General features: G+C 67.5%; 16 protein-coding genes. All 16 read left to right on the top strand.

Annotated elements, in window-relative coordinates; all coding sequences use genetic code 11:
• Positions 1 to 2 precede the first annotated feature (2 nt).
• Complete coding sequence (nuoH, locus tag JJQ90_RS25400) at positions 3 to 1,019, top strand: NADH-quinone oxidoreductase subunit NuoH (protein ID WP_216879102.1); 1,017 nt, start codon at positions 3 to 5, stop codon at positions 1,017 to 1,019.
• Between the two features lie 3 nt (positions 1,020 to 1,022).
• On the top strand, positions 1,023 to 1,511 hold the full coding sequence (gene nuoI, locus JJQ90_RS25395; RefSeq protein ID WP_216879101.1) for an NADH-quinone oxidoreductase subunit NuoI: 489 nt from the start codon (positions 1,023 to 1,025) through the stop codon (positions 1,509 to 1,511).
• Between the two features lie 11 nt (positions 1,512 to 1,522).
• Positions 1,523 to 2,212, top strand: a complete 690-nt coding sequence (locus JJQ90_RS25390; protein WP_216879100.1) for an NADH-quinone oxidoreductase subunit J — start codon at positions 1,523 to 1,525, stop codon at positions 2,210 to 2,212.
• On the top strand, positions 2,212 to 2,523 hold the full coding sequence (gene nuoK / locus JJQ90_RS25385) for an NADH-quinone oxidoreductase subunit NuoK (RefSeq protein ID WP_216879099.1): 312 nt from the start codon (positions 2,212 to 2,214) through the stop codon (positions 2,521 to 2,523). Before JJQ90_RS25390 ends, nuoK begins: the two co-directional genes overlap by 1 nt.
• A gap of 4 nt (positions 2,524 to 2,527) precedes the next feature.
• Positions 2,528 to 4,444 carry an NADH-quinone oxidoreductase subunit L gene (nuoL, locus tag JJQ90_RS25380; protein ID WP_216879098.1) on the top strand — a complete coding sequence of 639 codons (1,917 nt, stop codon included), beginning with the start codon at positions 2,528 to 2,530 and terminating at the stop codon, positions 4,442 to 4,444.
• The gene (locus JJQ90_RS25375; RefSeq protein ID WP_216879097.1) at positions 4,441 to 5,952 is read left to right on the top strand and encodes an NADH-quinone oxidoreductase subunit M; all 1,512 of its coding nucleotides are present in this window, start codon (positions 4,441 to 4,443) and stop codon (positions 5,950 to 5,952) included. The genes nuoL and JJQ90_RS25375 overlap by 4 nt, the downstream gene beginning before the upstream one ends.
• Positions 5,953 to 5,960: 8 nt before the next feature.
• On the top strand, positions 5,961 to 7,379 hold the full coding sequence (nuoN, locus tag JJQ90_RS25370) for an NADH-quinone oxidoreductase subunit NuoN (protein WP_216879096.1): 1,419 nt from the start codon (positions 5,961 to 5,963) through the stop codon (positions 7,377 to 7,379).
• The gene (locus tag JJQ90_RS25365) at positions 7,376 to 8,113 is read left to right on the top strand and encodes a biotin--[acetyl-CoA-carboxylase] ligase (RefSeq protein ID WP_216879095.1); all 738 of its coding nucleotides are present in this window, start codon (positions 7,376 to 7,378) and stop codon (positions 8,111 to 8,113) included. The genes nuoN and JJQ90_RS25365 overlap by 4 nt, the downstream gene beginning before the upstream one ends.
• Positions 8,114 to 8,118: 5 nt before the next feature.
• Positions 8,119 to 8,934, top strand: a complete 816-nt coding sequence (locus JJQ90_RS25360; RefSeq protein ID WP_216879094.1) for a type III pantothenate kinase — start codon at positions 8,119 to 8,121, stop codon at positions 8,932 to 8,934.
• A 102-nt stretch (positions 8,935 to 9,036) separates the two neighbouring features.
• Positions 9,037 to 10,674 (top strand): ribonuclease J, encoded by a 1,638-nt coding sequence (locus tag JJQ90_RS25355; RefSeq protein WP_216879093.1) that lies wholly within the window; start codon positions 9,037 to 9,039, stop codon positions 10,672 to 10,674.
• 10 nt (positions 10,675 to 10,684) lie between these two features.
• Positions 10,685 to 10,984, top strand: a complete 300-nt coding sequence (locus tag JJQ90_RS25350) for a DUF1467 family protein (RefSeq protein ID WP_216879092.1) — start codon at positions 10,685 to 10,687, stop codon at positions 10,982 to 10,984.
• A 423-nt stretch (positions 10,985 to 11,407) separates the two neighbouring features.
• A complete protein-coding gene (gene proS / locus JJQ90_RS25345) occupies positions 11,408 to 12,712 on the top strand; it encodes a proline--tRNA ligase (protein ID WP_216879091.1) in 1,305 nt (434 codons plus the stop codon).
• Between the two features lie 2 nt (positions 12,713 to 12,714).
• Entirely contained in the window at positions 12,715 to 13,965 is a 1,251-nt protein-coding gene (locus JJQ90_RS25340) for a lipoprotein-releasing ABC transporter permease subunit (RefSeq protein ID WP_216879090.1), read from the top strand.
• Positions 13,958 to 14,641 carry an ABC transporter ATP-binding protein gene (locus tag JJQ90_RS25335; RefSeq protein WP_216879089.1) on the top strand — a complete coding sequence of 228 codons (684 nt, stop codon included), beginning with the start codon at positions 13,958 to 13,960 and terminating at the stop codon, positions 14,639 to 14,641. The genes JJQ90_RS25340 and JJQ90_RS25335 overlap by 8 nt, the downstream gene beginning before the upstream one ends.
• Positions 14,642 to 14,764: 123 nt before the next feature.
• Entirely contained in the window at positions 14,765 to 15,865 is a 1,101-nt protein-coding gene (locus tag JJQ90_RS25330) for a hypothetical protein (protein WP_216879088.1), read from the top strand.
• Positions 15,862 to 17,841 (top strand): vWA domain-containing protein, encoded by a 1,980-nt coding sequence (locus tag JJQ90_RS25325; protein WP_216879087.1) that lies wholly within the window; start codon positions 15,862 to 15,864, stop codon positions 17,839 to 17,841. The genes JJQ90_RS25330 and JJQ90_RS25325 overlap by 4 nt, the downstream gene beginning before the upstream one ends.
• Positions 17,842 to 18,009 lie beyond the last annotated feature (168 nt).

Genomic DNA, 18,009 nt, shown 5'->3' with positions numbered 1-18,009 from the left:
CGATGGACGCTTTCCTCGCCACCCCCCTGGGCGTGCTCGCACTGACCGTGGCCCAGGCCATGGCGCTGCTGGTGCCGCTGCTGATCGGCGTCGCGTATCTCACCTGGGCCGAGCGCAAGGTGCTGGCCGCGATGCAGATGCGGAAGGGGCCCAATATCGTCGGGCCCTTCGGCATGCTTCAGCCCTTCGCCGATGCGCTGAAGATGCTGATGAAGGAAACCATCATTCCTTCCGGCGCCGCGCGGACGCTGTTCATCATGGCGCCGATGATCACCTTCATGCTGGCGATGCTGGCCTGGGCGGTGATCCCGGTGAATGAGGGCTGGGCCATCGCCGATATCAATGTCGGCATCCTGTACCTCTTCGCGATCAGCTCGCTTGGCGTCTACGGCGTCATCATCGCCGGCTGGGCCTCCAATTCGAAATACGCCTTCCTCGGCGCGCTGCGCTCCGCCGCGCAGATGGTCAGCTACGAAGTCTCGATGGGCTTCGTCATCGTCACCGTGCTGCTCTGCGTCGGTTCGCTGAACCTGAGCGACATCGTCCGGGCGCAGGAGGGGATGTGGTTCATCATCCCGCTCTTCCCGATGTTCATCATCATGTTCATCAGCGCCCTCGCCGAAACCAACCGTGCGCCCTTCGACCTGCCGGAAGGCGAGAGCGAGCTGGTGGCCGGCTTCTTCGTCGAATACAGCAGCATGTCCTTCGCGCTGTTCTTCCTCGGCGAATACGCGAACATGATCCTGATGAGCGCGCTCATAACCATCCTGTTCCTGGGTGGCTGGTACGCGCCCTTCGATATCGCGCCCTTCACCTGGGTGCCCGGGCCGCTGTGGTTCATCTTCAAGATCTGCTTCTGCCTGTTCGTCTTCGTCTGGGTGCGCGCGACCTTTCCCCGCTACCGCTACGACCAGCTGATGCGCCTGGGCTGGAAGGTGTTCCTGCCGCTCAGCCTGCTCTGGCTGGTGCTGACCGCCTTCGTGCTGAAGATCTTCGGCTGGCTGCCGGGAGGAGTTTGATCCATGGCAACCCTCGATCGCGTCGCCCGCAGCCTGTTGCTGACCGAACTGGTCGGCGGCATGGCGCTGACGCTGAAGCAGTTCTTCAGCCGCAAGGCGACCATCAACTATCCCTATGAGAAGACGCCGGTCTCCCCGCGCTTCAAGGGGGAGCACGCGCTGCGCCGCTACCCGAATGGCGAGGAGCGCTGCATCGCCTGCAAGCTGTGCGAGGCGATCTGCCCGGCCCAGGCCATCACGATCGAGGCCGAACCGCGCGAGGATGGCAGCCGTCGCACCACGCGCTACGACATCGACATGACCAAGTGCATCTATTGCGGCATGTGCGAGGAAGCCTGCCCGGTGGATGCCATCGTCGAGGGGCCGAACCTGGAATTCGCCACGGAAACGCGGTCGGAGCTGATCTACGACAAGGGCCGGCTGCTGGATAATGGTGACCGCTGGGAAGCGGCACTGGCCCAGCGGCTGACCCTCGACGCGCCGTATCGCTGAGGGGCAGGGGAATGATTGCCGCCATCGCCTTCTACCTGTTCGCCGCCATATTGATCGCCAGCGCGGTCATGGTGGTGACCAGCCGCAATCCCGTGCACTCCGTGCTTTTCCTGATCCTGGCCTTCTTCAACGCCGCGGCGCTGTTCCTGATCGCGGGGGCGGAGTTCCTGGCGATGATCCTGGTCATCGTCTATGTCGGCGCCGTCGCGGTGCTGTTCCTGTTCGTCGTGATGATGCTGGATGTGGACTTCTCCGCGATCCGGGAAGGCTTCCAGCGCTACGCGCCCATTGGCGGCGTCATCGGCCTGGTGCTCTTCGCCGAGCTGATCTTCGTCTTCGGAAGCTGGAGCTTCGCCGACAACGCGGCCGTGCTGCGGCTGAACCCGATGGAGCCGGGGGTGGAGAACACCCGGGCGATCGGGCGCATCCTCTATACGGACTATGTCTGGCTGTTCCAGCTTTCCGGCCTGATCCTGCTGGTCGCGATGATCGGCGCCATCGTGCTGACGCTGCGCAACAAGCCCCAGGCCAAGCGCCAGGATATCGGCAAGCAGGTCTCCCGCATGGGCAGCGTCAACCTGCGCCAGGTGCGCAGCGGCGCCGGCCTCGCGGAACTCGGCATCGAGCGTCCGCCGGTGGATGCGCCGGCCGAGAAGCCGAAGCCCATCGCACATGACCACGCCCATGGGGGGCACCACTGATGCTGGCCATCGGCCTTGCGCACTACCTGACGGTGGGCGCCATCCTGTTCGTGCTGGGGGTGCTCGGCATCTTCCTGAACCGGAAGAACATCATCGTCATCCTGATGTCGGTGGAGCTGATCCTGCTGGCGGTGAACCTGAACCTGGTCGCCTTCTCGGCCCAGCTCGGCGATCTCACCGGGCAGATCTTCGCCATGCTGATCCTGACGGTCGCCGCCGCCGAGGCGGCCATCGGCCTCGCCATCGTCGTCATCCACTTCCGCAACCGCGGCACGATCGAGGTGGACGACGTGTCCACCCTGAAGGGCTGAGCCCATGTATGTCGGCGCCATTTTCTTCCCGCTGCTCGGGGCCTGCATCGCGGGCTTCCTGGGCCGCTGGATCGGCGACAAGCCGGCCCAATGGGCCACCGTGTTCTTCATGGCGCTCGCGGCCGTCTGCGGCTCCGCGGCCTTCATCGATGTGGCGCTGGGCAGCGCGCCCGGCGTCGTGCCGCTGTTCACCTTCATCGATGTCGGTGGCTTCGAGGTGTCCTGGGCGCTGCGCTACGACACGCTGAGCGTGGTGATGGTGGCCATGGTCACCTTCATCTCGACGCTGATCCACCTGTATTCCGTGGGCTACATGTCGCATGACGCGACCATCCCGCGCTTCTTCGCCTATCTCTCGCTGTTCACCTTCATGATGCTCATGCTGGTGACGGCCGATAACCTCGTGCAGCTGTTCTTCGGCTGGGAAGGCGTCGGCCTCGCGAGCTATCTTCTGATTGGCTACTGGTATGAGAAGGAAAGTGCCAACCGCGCGGCGATGAAGGCCTTCATCGTCAACCGCGTCGGCGACGTGTTCTTCATGCTCGGCCTGGCGCTGACCTTCTGGACCTTCCAGTCCGTCGAGTTCGAGACGATCTTTGCAGGCATCGAGGCGGCGCAGGGGCAGACCTTCCTCGGCCTGCCGGCCTTTGAAGTGATCGGCGTGCTGCTGTTCCTCGGCGCCTGCGGCAAGTCGGCGCAGATCGGCCTGCACACCTGGCTGCCGGATGCGATGGAGGGGCCGACGCCGGTTTCCGCGCTGATCCATGCGGCGACCATGGTGACGGCCGGCGTCTTCCTGATGGTGCGCATGTCGCCGGTGCTGGAATATGCGCCGACCACGCTGACGGTCATCACCATCGTGGGCGCCACCACGGCGATCTTCGCGGCTACCATCGGCTGCGTGCAGAACGACATCAAGCGCATCATCGCCTATTCGACCTGCTCGCAGCTCGGCTACATGTTCTTCGCGGTCGGCGTCGGCGCCTATCAGGCGGCGATGTTCCATCTGTTCACCCACGCCTTCTTCAAGGCGCTGCTGTTCCTCGGCGCGGGTAGCGTGATCCACGCCATGTCGGATGAGCAGGACATTCGCCGCATGGGCGGCATCTGGAAGAAGATCCCACTGACCTATGTGATGATGTGGGTCGGGTCGCTGGCGCTGGCAGGCGTGCCGTACTTCGCCGGCTACTACTCGAAGGACATGGTGCTGGAGGTGGCCTATGCCGCGCATAGCGGGGCCGGGATGTACGCCTTCGCCATGGGCCTGCTGGCCGCCTTCCTGACCGCCTTCTATTCCTGGCGGCTCATCATCCTGACCTTCCATGGCGCGCCGCGGGCGGACCACCACACCATGGAACACGTGCATGAAAGCCCCTGGACCATGATGGTACCTCTGCTGGCGCTGTCGGCCGGTGCGGTGATGACGGGCTACTACTTCTACGACATGTTCGTCGGCCATCATCAGACCTACTTCTGGAACGGCGCGATCTTCACCTCCGCTACCAACCAGGTGCTGGAACATGCGCATCATGTGCCGTCCTGGGTGCCGCTGGCGCCGACCGTGGTCGGTCTGTCCGGCATCGCCCTGGCCTATGTGATGTACATGTTCGCGCCGAAGCTGCCGGCGATGCTGGCGAATGCGCTGCCGGGCGTGCACCGCTTCCTGCTCAACAAGTGGTATTTCGACGAGCTGTATGACGCGATCTTCGTCCGCCCGGCGATGCACCTCGCCCGGGTGTTCTGGAAGACCGGCGACACCCGCATCATCGACGGCATGCCGAATGGCGCGGCGTCCCTGGCTGTCGGGGTCGCGGGCGGTGCGGTGCGGCTGCAATCCGGCCGGGTCGCCAGCTACGCCTTCACCATGATCATCGGGCTTGTCCTGTTCGTGAGCCTCATCCTGGTCGGAATGCCCCGATGAACACCGCCGGTTTCCCCTTGCTGAGCCTCGTCACCTTCCTGCCGCTGGCCGGCGCCCTCATCATCATGATGGTGCGGGGCGAGGAAGCGGTGGTCGCCCGCAATGCCCGCTGGACCGCGCTCTGGGCCAGCCTCATCACCCTGGCGCTGTCGCTGCTGCTCTGGACCGGCTTCGACCAGTCCACGGCGGAGTTCCAGTTCGTCGAGCAGGTGGACTGGCTGCCGGAATATGGTGTCGGCTACCACATGGGTGTCGACGGCATCTCGGTGCTGTTCATCCTGCTGTCGACCCTCCTGACGCCGCTCTGCATCCTGGCCTCGTGGGAGAGCGTGCAGACCCGCGTGCGCGAATACATGGTCGCCTTCCTGGTTCTGGAAGCGATGATGATCGGCATGTTCGCGGCGCTGGACTTCGTGCTGTTCTACATCTTCTTCGAAGCCGTGCTGATCCCGATGTTCCTCATCATCGGCATCTGGGGCGGGGCGCGGCGCGTCTATGCGGCGCTGAAGTTCTTCCTCTACACCCTGGCGGGCAGCCTGCTGATGCTGCTGGCGATCCTGGCGGTGTGGTACGAGGCCGGCACCACCGACATCCCGACGCTGATGGAGACGGCCTTCTCGCCGCGCATGCAGTTCTGGCTGTTCCTGGCCTTCTTCGCCTCCTTCGCCGTGAAGGTGCCGATGTGGCCGGTGCATACCTGGCTGCCGGATGCACACGTCGAAGCGCCGACCGCAGGTTCCGTCATCCTGGCGGGCGTGCTGCTGAAGATGGGCGCCTATGGCTTCCTGCGCTTCTCCCTGCCGCTGCTGCCGCAGGCCTCGGCCGACTTCGCGCCGCTGATCTTCGCGCTGAGCGTGATCGCGGTGATCTACACCTCCCTCGTCGCCTTGGCGCAGGAGGATATGAAGAAGCTGATCGCCTATTCCTCGATCGCCCATATGGGCATCGTCACGCTGGGCATCTTCACCTTCACGGCGCAGGGCCTTTCCGGCGCGCTGTTCACCATGCTGAGCCATGGCGTCGTCTCCGGCGCGCTGTTCCTCTGCGTCGGCGTGCTCTACGACCGGGTGCATTCGCGCGAGATTGCCCGATACGGTGGCGTGGCGAAGATCATGCCGGCCTATGCGCTGGTCTTCATGGTCTTCACCATGGCGAGCGTCGCGCTGCCGGGCCTTGCCGGCTTCCCGGGTGAGCTTCTGGTGATCGTCGGCGCCTTCAAGGTGAACCCCTGGGTGGCGCTGGGCGCCTGCATGGGCATGATCCTCGGTGCGGCCTATGCGCTGTACCTCTATCGCCGCGTCATCTTCGGGAAGATCGTGCGGGAGGATCTGAAAACGCTGCTGGATCTCAGCCCGCGCGAATACGCCACCTTCGCCCCGCTGATCCTGCTGACCATCTGGATGGGGGTCTATCCCTCCTCCTTCCTCAACTTCTTCGAGGCGACCGTGGCCGCGCTGGTCGCGCGCCATGAAGCCGCCCTCGGCGCCGCGCGACTGGCTGGGATGTGATGAGCCCGATGAACTGGACCCTTGCCACGCCCGAGATCGTCCTCGGCATCGCCGGCCTGCTGATCCTGGCCGCCGGCGTGATCCCGAAGAAGGAGACCTTCTTCCCCGTCTCCATGGCCGTGATCGGCGCCTTCGTGCTGACCGCGGTGCTGGTGATCGGGCAGGGGGAGGGCACGGCCTTCCTCGGCCAGTATGTCTCCGACGCCTTCAGCCGTTTTGCGAAAGTGCTGATCCTGCTGGGCGCGGCGCTGGGTGTGGTGCTGTCGCTCGACTTCAACGAGAAGGCGGGCATCGGCCGCTTCGAATATGCGGTGCTGATGCTGTTCGCGACGATGGGCATGCTGGTCATGGTCTCGGCCAATGACCTGATGTCGCTCTATATCGGGCTCGAACTGCTGTCGCTCTCGCTCTATGTCATCGCCGCTTTCGACCGCGACAATCCCCGCAGCGCCGAGGCCGGCCTGAAGTATTTCGTGCTGGGCGCGCTGGCCTCCGGCCTGCTGCTCTATGGCTCGTCGCTGGTCTACGGCTTCGCCGGCAGCACCAACTTCGACCAGTTGGCGGATGCGCTGGCGGGCGGCACGGTGGGCCTTGGCGTCGTTGTCGGGCTGGTCTTCGTCCTCGCCGGGCTGAGCTTCAAGATCTCCGCGGTGCCCTTCCATATGTGGACGCCGGACGTCTACGAAGGTGCGCCGACTCCGGTCACGGCCTTCTTCGCCACGGCGCCGAAGGTGGCGGCCATCGCGCTGCTGATGCGTGTGCTGGCCGGCCCCTTCGCCGATCTGGCGGCGCAGTGGTCGCAGGTGATCTGGGTGGCCTCGGTCGGCTCCATGCTGCTGGGCGCCTTCGCCGCCATCGGCCAGCGCAACATCAAGCGGCTGATGGCCTATTCCTCCATCGGCCATGTCGGCTACGCGCTGATGGGCCTGGCGGTCGCCAGCGATATCGGGCTGCGCGGCGTGCTGGTCTATATGGCGATCTACATGGTGACCTCCGTCGGCACCTTCGCCGTGCTGGTCGCCATGCGCCGCAAGGGCCGGGCGCTGGAACAGGTGGACGACCTGGCGGGCCTTGGCCGCACCGATCCGGCGATGGCCATGTGGATGGCGGTGTTCATGTTCTCCATGGCCGGCATCCCGCCGCTCGCCGGCTTCTTCGGCAAGCTCTACGTCTTCCTGGCGGCCGTGCAGGGCGGCTACTGGGTGCTGGCCGCGGTGGGCATCGGCACCTCCGTCGTCGCGACTTACTACTATCTGCGCATCGTCAAGGTGATGTATTTCGACGCGGGCGATGAGGCGCTGGATGCCCGCCCGGCCGGCCTGACGGTGGTGATGACGGCGACCGGCATCCTGACCGTGCTGTTCTTCCTGTTCCCGGCGCCGATCATCGCCGCCGCCCAGGTGGCGGTCGCGGCCCTGGCGGGATGACAGTATCCGTCGCGCCACCGGCCGGGTGGCGCCTGCGCGTCCATGAAAGCTTGTCCTCCACCTCCGACTTGCTGAAGCAACTGGCCGAGGCTGGGGAGCCGGAGGGGCTGGCGGTGCTGGCTCGGCGGCAGTCGGGCGGGCGCGGCCGGGATGGGCGGGTCTGGGAAAGCCCGGTGGGCAACCTCTACTTCTCCCTGCTGCTGCGGCCCGGCGGGCCGGCGCGGGATGCGGGCAAATGGGCCTTGCTGGCCGCGCTGGTGATGGCTGAAGGCGTCGCCCCCTTCACCCCAAACCCCGCCGAGCTGCGCCTCAAATGGCCGAATGACGTGTTGTTGGGGGAGGCCAAGCTGGCCGGCGTGCTGTGCGAAAGCGCGGCGACGCCGGCGGGCGAGCTGGATTGGCTCATCATGGGTATCGGCGTGAACCTGGCCGCCCCCCCCGCATTGCCGGACCGCCCCACCGCCAGCCTGGGTGCCATCCCGCCCGAACAGGTGGCAGTGAGCATGCTGTTCGCGCTGGAACGGCTGCGGGGGCTATGGCGCGTGGAGGGTTTCGATGCCGTGCGCGCCGCCTGGATGGCACGCGGCCCGGCCCTGCAGGCGCCGCTGACGCTGCGCGGCGGGCGTTCGGGCCATTATGCGGGCCTCGCCGAGGATGGCAGCCTGCTGCTGGCGACGGAGGGCCGGGTGCAGGCCGTGACCACGGGCGAAGTCGCGTATCGGGAGGCGGGCTGAAAGACATGCTGCTGGCGGTGGATGCGGGCAATACCAATGTCGTCTTCGCGGTGCATGACGGCACCGAATGGCGGGGCCGCTGGCGCATCCGCACGGATGCCGAACGCACCTCGGACGAATACGCCGTCTGGCTGCTGACCCTGCTTCAGCATTCGGGCCTCAAGCCCTCCGACATCACCCGCTGCGTCATCGGCACGGTGGTGCCGGCGGCGCTCTACAATCTGCGCCGCCTGTCCCGCGAATGGTTCGACTGCGAGCCCCTGGTGGCCCGCGCCCATCTCGACTGGGGTTTCGATATCCGCGTCGATGCGCCGCATGAGGTCGGTGCCGACCGGCTGCTGAACGCGCTGGCCGCCCACCACACCTATGGCGGGCCGCTGATCGTGATCGATTTCGGCACGGCCACCACCTTCGACGTGGTGGGCCGGGACGGCGCCTATCTCGGGGGTGTGATCGCGCCCGGCATCAACCTGTCGATCGAGGCGCTGCACCGCGCTGCCGCCCGTCTGCCGCGCATCGGCATCGGCCGTCCGCAGGCCGTGGTCGGGCGGAATACGGTGGCCGCCATGCAATCCGGCATCTATTGGGGCTATGTTGGTCTTATCGAAGGCATCGTGGCCCGCATCCGGGCGGAGCAGGAGGAGTATCCGGTCGGCGATCTGAAGGTCATCGCCACCGGGGGACTCGCCCCGCTTTTCGCCGAAGGCACGACCGTGATCGAGACGACCGACCAGGATACGACCCTGGATGGCCTGCGCCTGTTGGCGGCACGCAATCCCGCCCCCATCTTCACCCGAACCGCGCGACGCGACGACCCCTGAGCCACCCCGCCTGGCGCCCTGCATGGCGACGGGCAGCCGGCGGCAGGGTCGGGCGACGCGCCCCGAGACGACGAACGCTGTATCAAGACTGGAACAAGAAGAATGACTGGTGACCTGGCCTTCATCCCGCTCGGCGGGACGGGGGAAATCGGACTCAACTTCAACGTCTACCGCTGTGATGGCGCCCTGCTGGCGGTGGACCTCGGCCTCGGCTTCGGCGGATCGGAGCATCCGGAGGTCGAGGTGATGGTGCCCGACCCGGCCTGGCTGGCCGAGCGGCGGGACAAGCTGGTGGGGCTGGTGATCACCCATGCGCATGAGGACCATGTGGGCGCCGTCGCCCATATCTGGCCGAAGCTGCGCTGCCCGATCTATGCCAGCCCCTTCACCGCCTCCGTCCTGCGCCGCAAGCTGGGCGAGGCGGGGCTGGGTCAGCAGGCGGAGATCATCACCATCCCGCTCGGCGGCCGCTGGCAGCTTGGCGTCTTCGACCTGGAATTTTTGCGGGTCGCCCATTCCATCGTCGAGCCGCAGGCGCTGGCGATCCGGACCAAGTACGGGACCATCCTGCACACGGGCGACTGGAAGCTGGACCCCAATCCGCTGATCGGCCCGCCGACGGATGAGGCCGCCTTCGGGCGCCTGGGCGATGAGGGCGTGCTGGCCATGGTCTGCGACAGCACCAATGCCATGGTCGAGGGCCACTCGGGCAGCGAGGCGGAAGTCCGCCGCAACCTGGCGGCCCTCATCAAGGGGCTGAAGGGCCGCGTCGCCGTCTCCTGCTTCTCGACCAACCTGGCGCGCATCGAATCCATCGCGCTGGCGGCCAAGGGCGCCGGGCGTCAGGTGGCGCTGTTCGGGCGGTCCTTGCGCAATGCCGATGCCTCGGCGCGGGAATGCGGCTATCTGCGCTCCATCGCGCCCTTCCTGTCGGAAGACGATGCGGAGGATGTGCCCGACAACCAGCTCCTCATCATCTGCACCGGCAGCCAGGGGGAGCCGCGTTCGGCGCTGACCAAGATCGCGGGCGACACCCATCCGCATATCTCGCTGGGGGAGGGGGATTGCGTGATCTATTCCTCCCGCATGATCCCCGGCAACGAACGCGCCATCCTGCGGGTGCAGGACGAGCTGTCGCGCGCGGGGGTCAAGGTGATGACGGCGGATGACCACATGGTCCATGTCTCCGGCCATCCGGCGCGGGATGAGCTGAAGCGGCTGTACCAGCTGGTCCGCCCGAAATACGCCATCCCCGTGCATGGCGAATGGCGCCACATGAACGAGCACGCCAACCTGGCCGAGAGCCTGGGCGCCATCGCCTATGTGATCGAGGATGGCGACGTGCTGCGCTTCGCCCCGGGCAAGCCGGATGTGGTGGAAAGCGTGCCTGTCGGGCGGCTTGCCATCGACGGCGACCGGTTGTTGCGCCTGGACGGCGATGTGCTGGCGGCGCGGAAGAAGATGCTGCTGAACGGCGTCATCGTCGCCTCCTTCGTGGTGGACGGCAACGGCCGCGTGCTGGGCAAGCCGCAGGTCTCCGCCCCCGGCCTGTTCGAGGAGACGGGGGAGGAGCCGGGGCAGATCGCGGCCGACCTGGTGCGCGCGGTGGCCGAGATGCCGGGCAATCTGAAGCGCGAGGACGGGCTGCTGCGGGAAGCCGCGCGCACCGCCGTGCGCAAGGCCGTGGGGCGCCGGCTGCGCAAGCGGCCCTCGGTCGAAGTGCATCTGATGCGGGTATAGGGACGCTCCCATGGGCTGGTTCACGGGCGTCATCGTCTATCTGCTGATCTGGTGGACGGCGCTGTTCATCGTGCTGCCGATCGGCACGAAGCCTGTGGACCTGCCGCCGGAGGATGGCGGCTGGCGCGGTGCGCCGGAAAAGCCGCTGCTGCTGCGCAAGCTGGCGGGCACCACGATTCTGGCCGCGATTCTCTGGCTCGGGGTCTTCGCGGTGATGGAAAGCGGCTGGGTGAGCTTCCGGGATGGCTGGTGGGCCTATACCGGCCCCGGGAGTTCGGCGGTGCTGCCGGGACGTCCTGCACAAAATTAAGGCGGCAAACCCGCCTCCCCGCGGGTGCCGCCCTAAAAAAAGGCACATTAGTTTTGGAAGCCTGTTTTTTGGCTTCCGATAGCGGCGATTGCTGTTGTGCCGCCTTGGGTGCCGAGGCCAATCTAGGTTCCAGAGAGAGGTTGATCCTCTCTCTGCCGTGTGACTGGCGTTTCCTCCCTAAACTCGGGCCGTACCCTCACGGGTGCGGCCCTTCTTTTTTACTCCGGTGACGGATCGGTGCAAGCACTTTCTTAAGGGGCGAAGCATTTTTCCGCTCTTTCCTTACCCAAGGGGCGGGCTGCGCGTATTTTTATTGCTGCGGTGCAGCAGGGCACGCATTGCATCGCACAAATGACCCAGATGGCTGGCGCCAGGGCCCCGGGAACATTAGGTTCCCCCTCCCGTCCCTCTAGGAGCCGCCACTTGCGCCTCTCCCGCGCCTTCCTGCCCACCCTGAAGGAAACCCCGGCCGAGGCGACCATCGCCTCGCACCGCCTCATGCTGCGCGCCGGGCTGGTGCGGCAGACCAGTGCCGGCATCTATGCCTGGCTGCCACTGGGCTGGCGCGTGCTGCAGAAGATCGAGCAGATCGTGCGGGAGGAACAGGACCGGGCCGGCGCCCAGGAAATCCTGATGCCGACCATCCAGTCGGCCGAGCTCTGGCGTCAGTCCGGCCGCTACGACGCCTATGGGCCGGAAATGCTGCGCCTGCGCGACCGGCATGACCGGGAGATGCTGTTCGGCCCGACCAATGAGGAGATGGTCACCGACATCTTCCGCGGATTTGCGAAAAGCTACCGGGACCTGCCGCGCAACCTCTACCACATCCAGTGGAAGTTCCGGGACGAGGTGCGGCCGCGCTTCGGCGTGATGCGCGGGCGCGAATTCCTGATGAAGGATGCCTATTCCTTCGACGTCACCAAGGAAGGCGCCCAGCACAGCTACCGCCAGATGTTTTTGGCATACCTCCGCACCTTCGCCCGGATGGGCCTCAAGGCGGTGCCGATGCGCGCGGATACCGGGCCGATCGGCGGCAACCTGTCCCACGAATTCATCATCCTGGCCGAGACCGGCGAGTCCCAGGTCTTCGTCAGCCAGGACCTGCTCGACATGAACGCGCTGGAAGGCGCGCCGGACTACAATGCGGACCTGGCCCCGGCCGTCGACGCCTGGACCAGCCACTACGCCGCCACCGAGGAAATGCACGACCCCGCCGCCTGGGAACAGGTGCCGGAGGCCAAGCGGGTCTCCGCCCGCGGCATCGAGGTCGGCCACATCTTCTATTTCGGCACCAAATATTCCGCGACCATGGGCCTTTCGGTGCAGGGCTCGGACGGCAAGCCGGTGGTGCCGGAGATGGGCAGCTACGGCATCGGCGTCTCCCGCCTGGTCGGCGCGACCATCGAGGCGAATCACGACGAGGCCGGCATCAAATGGCCGGATGCGGTCGCGCCTTTCAAGGCCGTGGTGATCAACCTGAAGCAGGGCGACGCCGCCTGCGACGCGCTGAGCGAGCGGATGTATGCCGCGATCCCGGAGGCGCTGTATGACGACCGCGCCGAGCGCGCCGGCCCGAAATTCGCGGATGCGGACCTGATGGGCCATCCCTGGCAGGTCGTGATCGGCCCGCGCGGCGTCGCGAACGGCGTGGTGGAGCTGAAGCGCCGCGCCACGGGCGAGAAGATGGAAGTCTCGCCCGAGGATGCGTTGAAGAAGATTCTCGGCTGAACATGTTCAACGCCTTCGAACGCGCCATCGCCTTCCGCTACCTGCGCGCGCGCAAGGGGGAGCGCTTCGTCTCGGTCATCGCGATCTTCTCCCTGGTCGGCATAGCGCTTGGCGTCGCCACGCTCATCATCGTGATGTCCGTGATGAACGGGTTCCGGATCGAGCTGCTGGGTCGCATCCTGGGGCTGAACGGTCATCTCGGCGTGCATGGCATCGAGCGGCCGCTGTCGGATTACGACGCCATCGCCGGGCGCATCCGCGCGCTGCCCGGCGTGGTTTCCGCCACGCCCATCGTGGAGGGCCAGGTGCTGCTGACCAGCGAGGCCGGCGGTGCCTCCGGCGGCCTGGCGCGCGGCATCAAGCCGGAGGATCTGCGCGCGCGGGGGCTTGTCGCCGAGAACATCATGGAAGGCTCGCTGGCGCGCTTCACCGGGGATGACGCCATCGTGGTCGGCACAAGGCTGGCCCAGAAGCTGCGCATCGGCATTGGCGACAAGCTGACGCTGGTCTCGCCGCAGGGGCGCACCACGGTCTTCGGCACGGTGCCGCGGGTGCGCGCCTATACCGTCGTCGCGCTGTTCCAGGTGGGGATGCAGGAATACGACAGCAGCTTCGTCTTCCTGCCCATGCCGGCGGCGCAGACCTTCTTCCAGACCGGCGACGCGGCCAGCCAGATCGAGGTCTTCGTGCAGGACCCGACCGGGGTGCGGGCGGTGACGCGGGACATCCGCACGGCGCTTCAGGGCACGCCGGTGCGCATCGTCGATTGGCAGGATGCCAATTCCAGCTTCTTCGCGGCGGTGCAGGTGGAGCGGAACGTGATGTTCCTGATCCTGACGCTGATCATCATCGTCGCCGCCTTCAACATCGTCAGCTCCCTCATCATGCTGGTGAAGGACAAGGGGCGGGATATCGCGGTGCTGCGCACCATGGGCGCCACGCGCGGCTCCATCCTGCGCGTCTTCCTGCTCTGCGGCGCCTCCGTCGGCGTGCTGGGCACGCTGATCGGCTTCACCGTGGGCCTGGTCTTCTGCCTGAACATCGAGGGCATCCGACAGGCGATCCAGTCCCTGTCGGGCACGGAGCTGTTCAATGCGGAGGTCTATTTCCTGACCCGCCTGCCCGCCGTGGTGGATCCGAAGGAGGTGATGCAGGTGGTTGGCATGGGCCTCGGCCTGTCGCTGCTGGCGACGATCTATCCGAGCTGGCGCGCGGCCAAGACCGACCCTGTGGTGGCGCTGCGCAATGAGTAATACTGCATCGTTGGAACTGCGCTCGGTCACCCGCCGCTTCAAGACGGAAGCCGGCGTGCTGGAGGTGCTGTCCGGCGCCGACCTCACCCTGGTGGCCGGCGAGATCGTGGCGCTCGTCGCCCCCTCCGGCACCGGCAAATCCACCCTGCTGCATCTGGCCGGCCTGCTGGAAAAGCCGGATGCGGGGGAGGTCTATTTCGCCGGCCAGGCCGCCGGCACGCTGGGCGACGATGCGCGCACCGCCATCCGCCGCACCGGCATCGGCTTCGTCTACCAGTTCCATCATCTGCTGCCCGAATTCTCGGCCATCGAGAACATCGCCCTGCCGCAGATGGCCAATGGCGTGGCGAAACCCGCGGCCGATGCGCGCGCGCGCGAATTGCTCGCCGATTTCGGCCTGGAGGGGCGGGAGCAGCATCGGCCCGGCAAGCTCTCGGGCGGCGAGCAGCAGCGGGTGGCCATCGCGCGCGCGCTGGCCAACCGCCCGCGCGTGCTGCTGGCGGATGAACCGACCGGCAATCTCGATGTCGGCACCAGCGACCGGGTCTTTGCCGAATTGCTGGAAGCCGTGCGCGGGCAGGGGATGGCGGCGCTGATCGCGACGCATAATCCCGAGCTGGCGCGGCGCATGGACCGTGTGGTGACGCTGCGGGATGGCAAGGTGGTGGCGGGCTGATCCTGCCCTGTCTGTTTCATGGCGTTTCGTTCACTGCCCTGTCATCGGACGTCCAGAATTGATCCGTTCATGATCCCGGACTGATCGACGGCCATCTCGCCGGCGAGTCGGCGGGGCACGGATTTGAAGCTGGTCCAGGACTATCAGCGCTTCTCCTTCATCGGCCTTTCGGCCTGGATGCATGGCGCGGCGCGCGCGGAACGGCCGCAGCCCATTGTCGCCGAATTGCCGCCCGATCTGCGCGCCGAACTCATCGCCCGCCTGACGCCGGTGGCGGAACGGCTGGAGGCGGCGCGGCTGGACGCCGTGGCCAATGCCGATGCGCAGCTTCGCGTGCTGCTGCCGGGCGCCGTGGCGGTCGGGCTGTTCTTCGGCCTGTCGGGCGGCTCCGTCATCGCCTTCCTGCTGGTCAGTCTGCTGCTGCTGGTGCTTGCCTTCCTGCTGGTCGATGGGCGCACCGCCACGCAATACCGCGCAGCGGCCAAGGGCCAGGTTACCGGCCTGATGGCCAGCTTCCTCTCCGGCTTCCGGTACGAGCCCGATGCGGCGCTGGGTCCGGCGGCGGTGGATCGCTGGAAGCTGCTGCCGGAGGTGCGCGGCGTCGTCGTCGAGGACCGGCTGCTGGGCCATCGGGATGGCCGCCAGGTCGCGATCTCCCGCCTCACCATCACCCTCGGCCCGCCCAGCCGGCGCAAGGCCGCGAATGATGGCGTGAGGCTCGCCGTGACGGCGGTGGAGATGGACCTGCCCTGGCGCACGACAGGCGGCGCGACGGTGGCGATCGGCCGCGACAGCGGGTCGGAGCTGCGCGGCGCGCCGCGGGCGCGGCACGGGCTGCGGCCTGCTCCGGTGGGCGATGCCACTTTCGACGAACGCTATCTGGTGCATGCCGAGGAGCCGCGTCTGGTCGCGCCGGATCTCAACGCCGGGGTCCGCGCCGGCCTGCCGCGGGTCGAGGCGGAATGCCGCAGCGGTACCATCCGTCTCGCCCAGTTGATGCCCGGCGCCCAGGGAGAACGCCCGATGCTGAGCATCCAGGCCGGCTATGCCGTGGTGCTGTTCCCGCGCCCGCTCGACGAGCCGGTGCTGGAGCCGGGGCCGCATTGGCGGAAGCTGGATCTGGAGGCGACGCTGACCGCCTTCGCCTCCGACCTCGCACGGCTCAACCACATGCTGGGCTCGGCCATGGCCCTGCCTTTCGGGAAACAGGAGACTGCGCCTTGAAAGCCCGCTTCGCCCTTGCTTTGCTCGCCGCCCCGCTGCTGCTGGCCGCCCGGCCGGTGGCGGCCGAAAGGGTCAGCGTGCTGGTCTTCGATGCCTCCGGGTCCATGTGGAACCGGCTGGAGGGCAACCGCACGCGGATCGAGGTGGCGCGGGAGGTGGTGGGCGACTACTTCACCCGCCGCGACGCCGCGGTGCCGCTCTCCGTCATCGCCTATGGCCACAACCGCCGGGGCGATTGCCGGGATATCGAGGTGGTGGCGCCGATGGGCCGCGCCCCGGGCGCCGCCCTTTCGGACCGCCTGCGCCGCCTGGTGCCGCGCGGCATGACCCCGCTGACCGAGAGCCTGCGCCAGGGCCGCGCCCAGATCCCGGACACCGCTGAATCCGCCGATATCATCCTGGTCACCGATGGGCTGGAAACCTGCGAGGGCGACCCTTGTGCCCTGGCCGCCGAATTCGCCGCGGAGGGGATCGCGATCCGCGCCCATGTGGTCGGCTTCGGCCTGACGCGGACGGAGGTGCAGGCGCTGTCCTGCATCACCGAACAGACCGGGGGGAAGCTGTTCGAGACGAATTCCGGCGCCGAACTGGCCGAGGCGCTGCGCGAGGTCAGCCTGCCCACGCCCGCGACACCGCCGCCAGCCCCACCCCCCGCGCCGGCGCGTGAGGCCGCCTTCGACATCCAGGACAAGGCCGAGGCCGGCTTCACCTATCGCATCCGCTGGCGCGGCGAGGCACGCTTCGTGGATTACATGGGTTTCGTGCCGCGCGGCGCGGCGCGGGGGGTCGTCGGCCCCAGCTACGGCGTGATCGGCGGCGCGGACCGGCGGCCGAACAACCCGGTGGGACGCCAGGCGCCCACGCAAATTGGCGAATACGACCTCATCATCCGCGCCGCGAATGGCGCCGTCATCGCCCGCCAGGCGGTGGAGGTGGTGGCGCCGAATATGGGCTTCGAGCCGGTGGGCTCGGTCGCGCCCGGCAGCCGCGTCGTCTTCCAGTTCCGTGCCCCGAACCGGCTGGAGGAACGGGTGGTGATCGCCCGCCCCGGCGACCCGCCGAATCAATATGGCGACGACTGGGCCTTCGCGCTGGCCAGCAATGGCCGGCGCCAGCTTCGGGTGCCGACGGAGCCCGGCGAATATGAGGTGCGCTACATCAATGCCCGCCGCACCGAGGTGATGTTCGCCCGCCGCTTCGGCGTCGGCGTGCCCTTCGAGGATGCGGACACCACCAGCGTCGCCGCGCTCGCCGCCCAGGCCGCCACCGCCACCCGCGCCGCGCCCGGCCAGGACGCGATGCCGGAGGTCGAGGTCACCTTCAACCTGCCGGAGGGCGTGCCGCCCGGCCCCGTCACCTGGTCCGCCGTGCCGCTCGACCCCGACCTGCCGCCCGAGGCCTGGGCGCCGCAGGCGCCGAGCGCGCAGGGGCGTGGCCGCTTCCTGCCGGGTCGCTACCGGGTGACCGCCATTGCCCCCGGGGAGGTGACCTTCGAGGCGGAGGTCACCATCGCCCCCGGCGCGCCGGCCAGCTTCACCATCCCGGTCGTGCCGGTGGCGGAGGAACGCCATGGCTCAACCCTGACCGGCCCCTGGCAAGTCTTCCTCATCACCCCGCCCGCGGTGCCGCAATCGCCGGTGCCGATGCTGGGCCTGCAACTGGCGCGGCAGACGCCGGATGGGCCGGTGACCGGAAACTGGACCGCCCGACCCTCCCTGCTCGGCGTGCAGCGGGCTGGCGAGACCGGGCCGGTGCAGAGCGGCAGCCTGGCGGCGGATGGGCTGCTGCGACTCAGCTTCAGCCCGGCGGCCCCACCGGGCGGGGAATTCCTGCTCTCCGTCCGGCCCTATGGCATCGGCTATGCCGGCTCGCTCTCGGTCGGCGGGCAGGGGGTGCGGGTGGCGCTGTGGCCGGCGGATCACGATCTGCCGGAGCTGGGGCCGCTGCGGGCGGCGCTGCATGGCGCGGGGCCGTAATACCAGCGGACCGGTCTCTTGACCGGTCCGAGCGGCCGAATGGCCGCCGCCGCTAATGCGGCGAAGCCAAGGAAACCGGAGGTTTCCGCGTCACGCCGCAGGCGTGCCTCCGGCACGACCGTATGAGGGCGGCCCGGAGCGGTCACGCGGAAGGGCCGTTGGAATGAG

It is taken from the genome of Falsiroseomonas oleicola, assembly GCF_019029495.1.
Classification (GTDB): domain Bacteria; phylum Pseudomonadota; class Alphaproteobacteria; order Acetobacterales; family Acetobacteraceae; genus Falsiroseomonas; species Falsiroseomonas oleicola.
The sequence above is the reverse complement of the archived record's forward strand: the minus strand, read 5'-3'. Positions and strand labels throughout refer to the sequence as shown.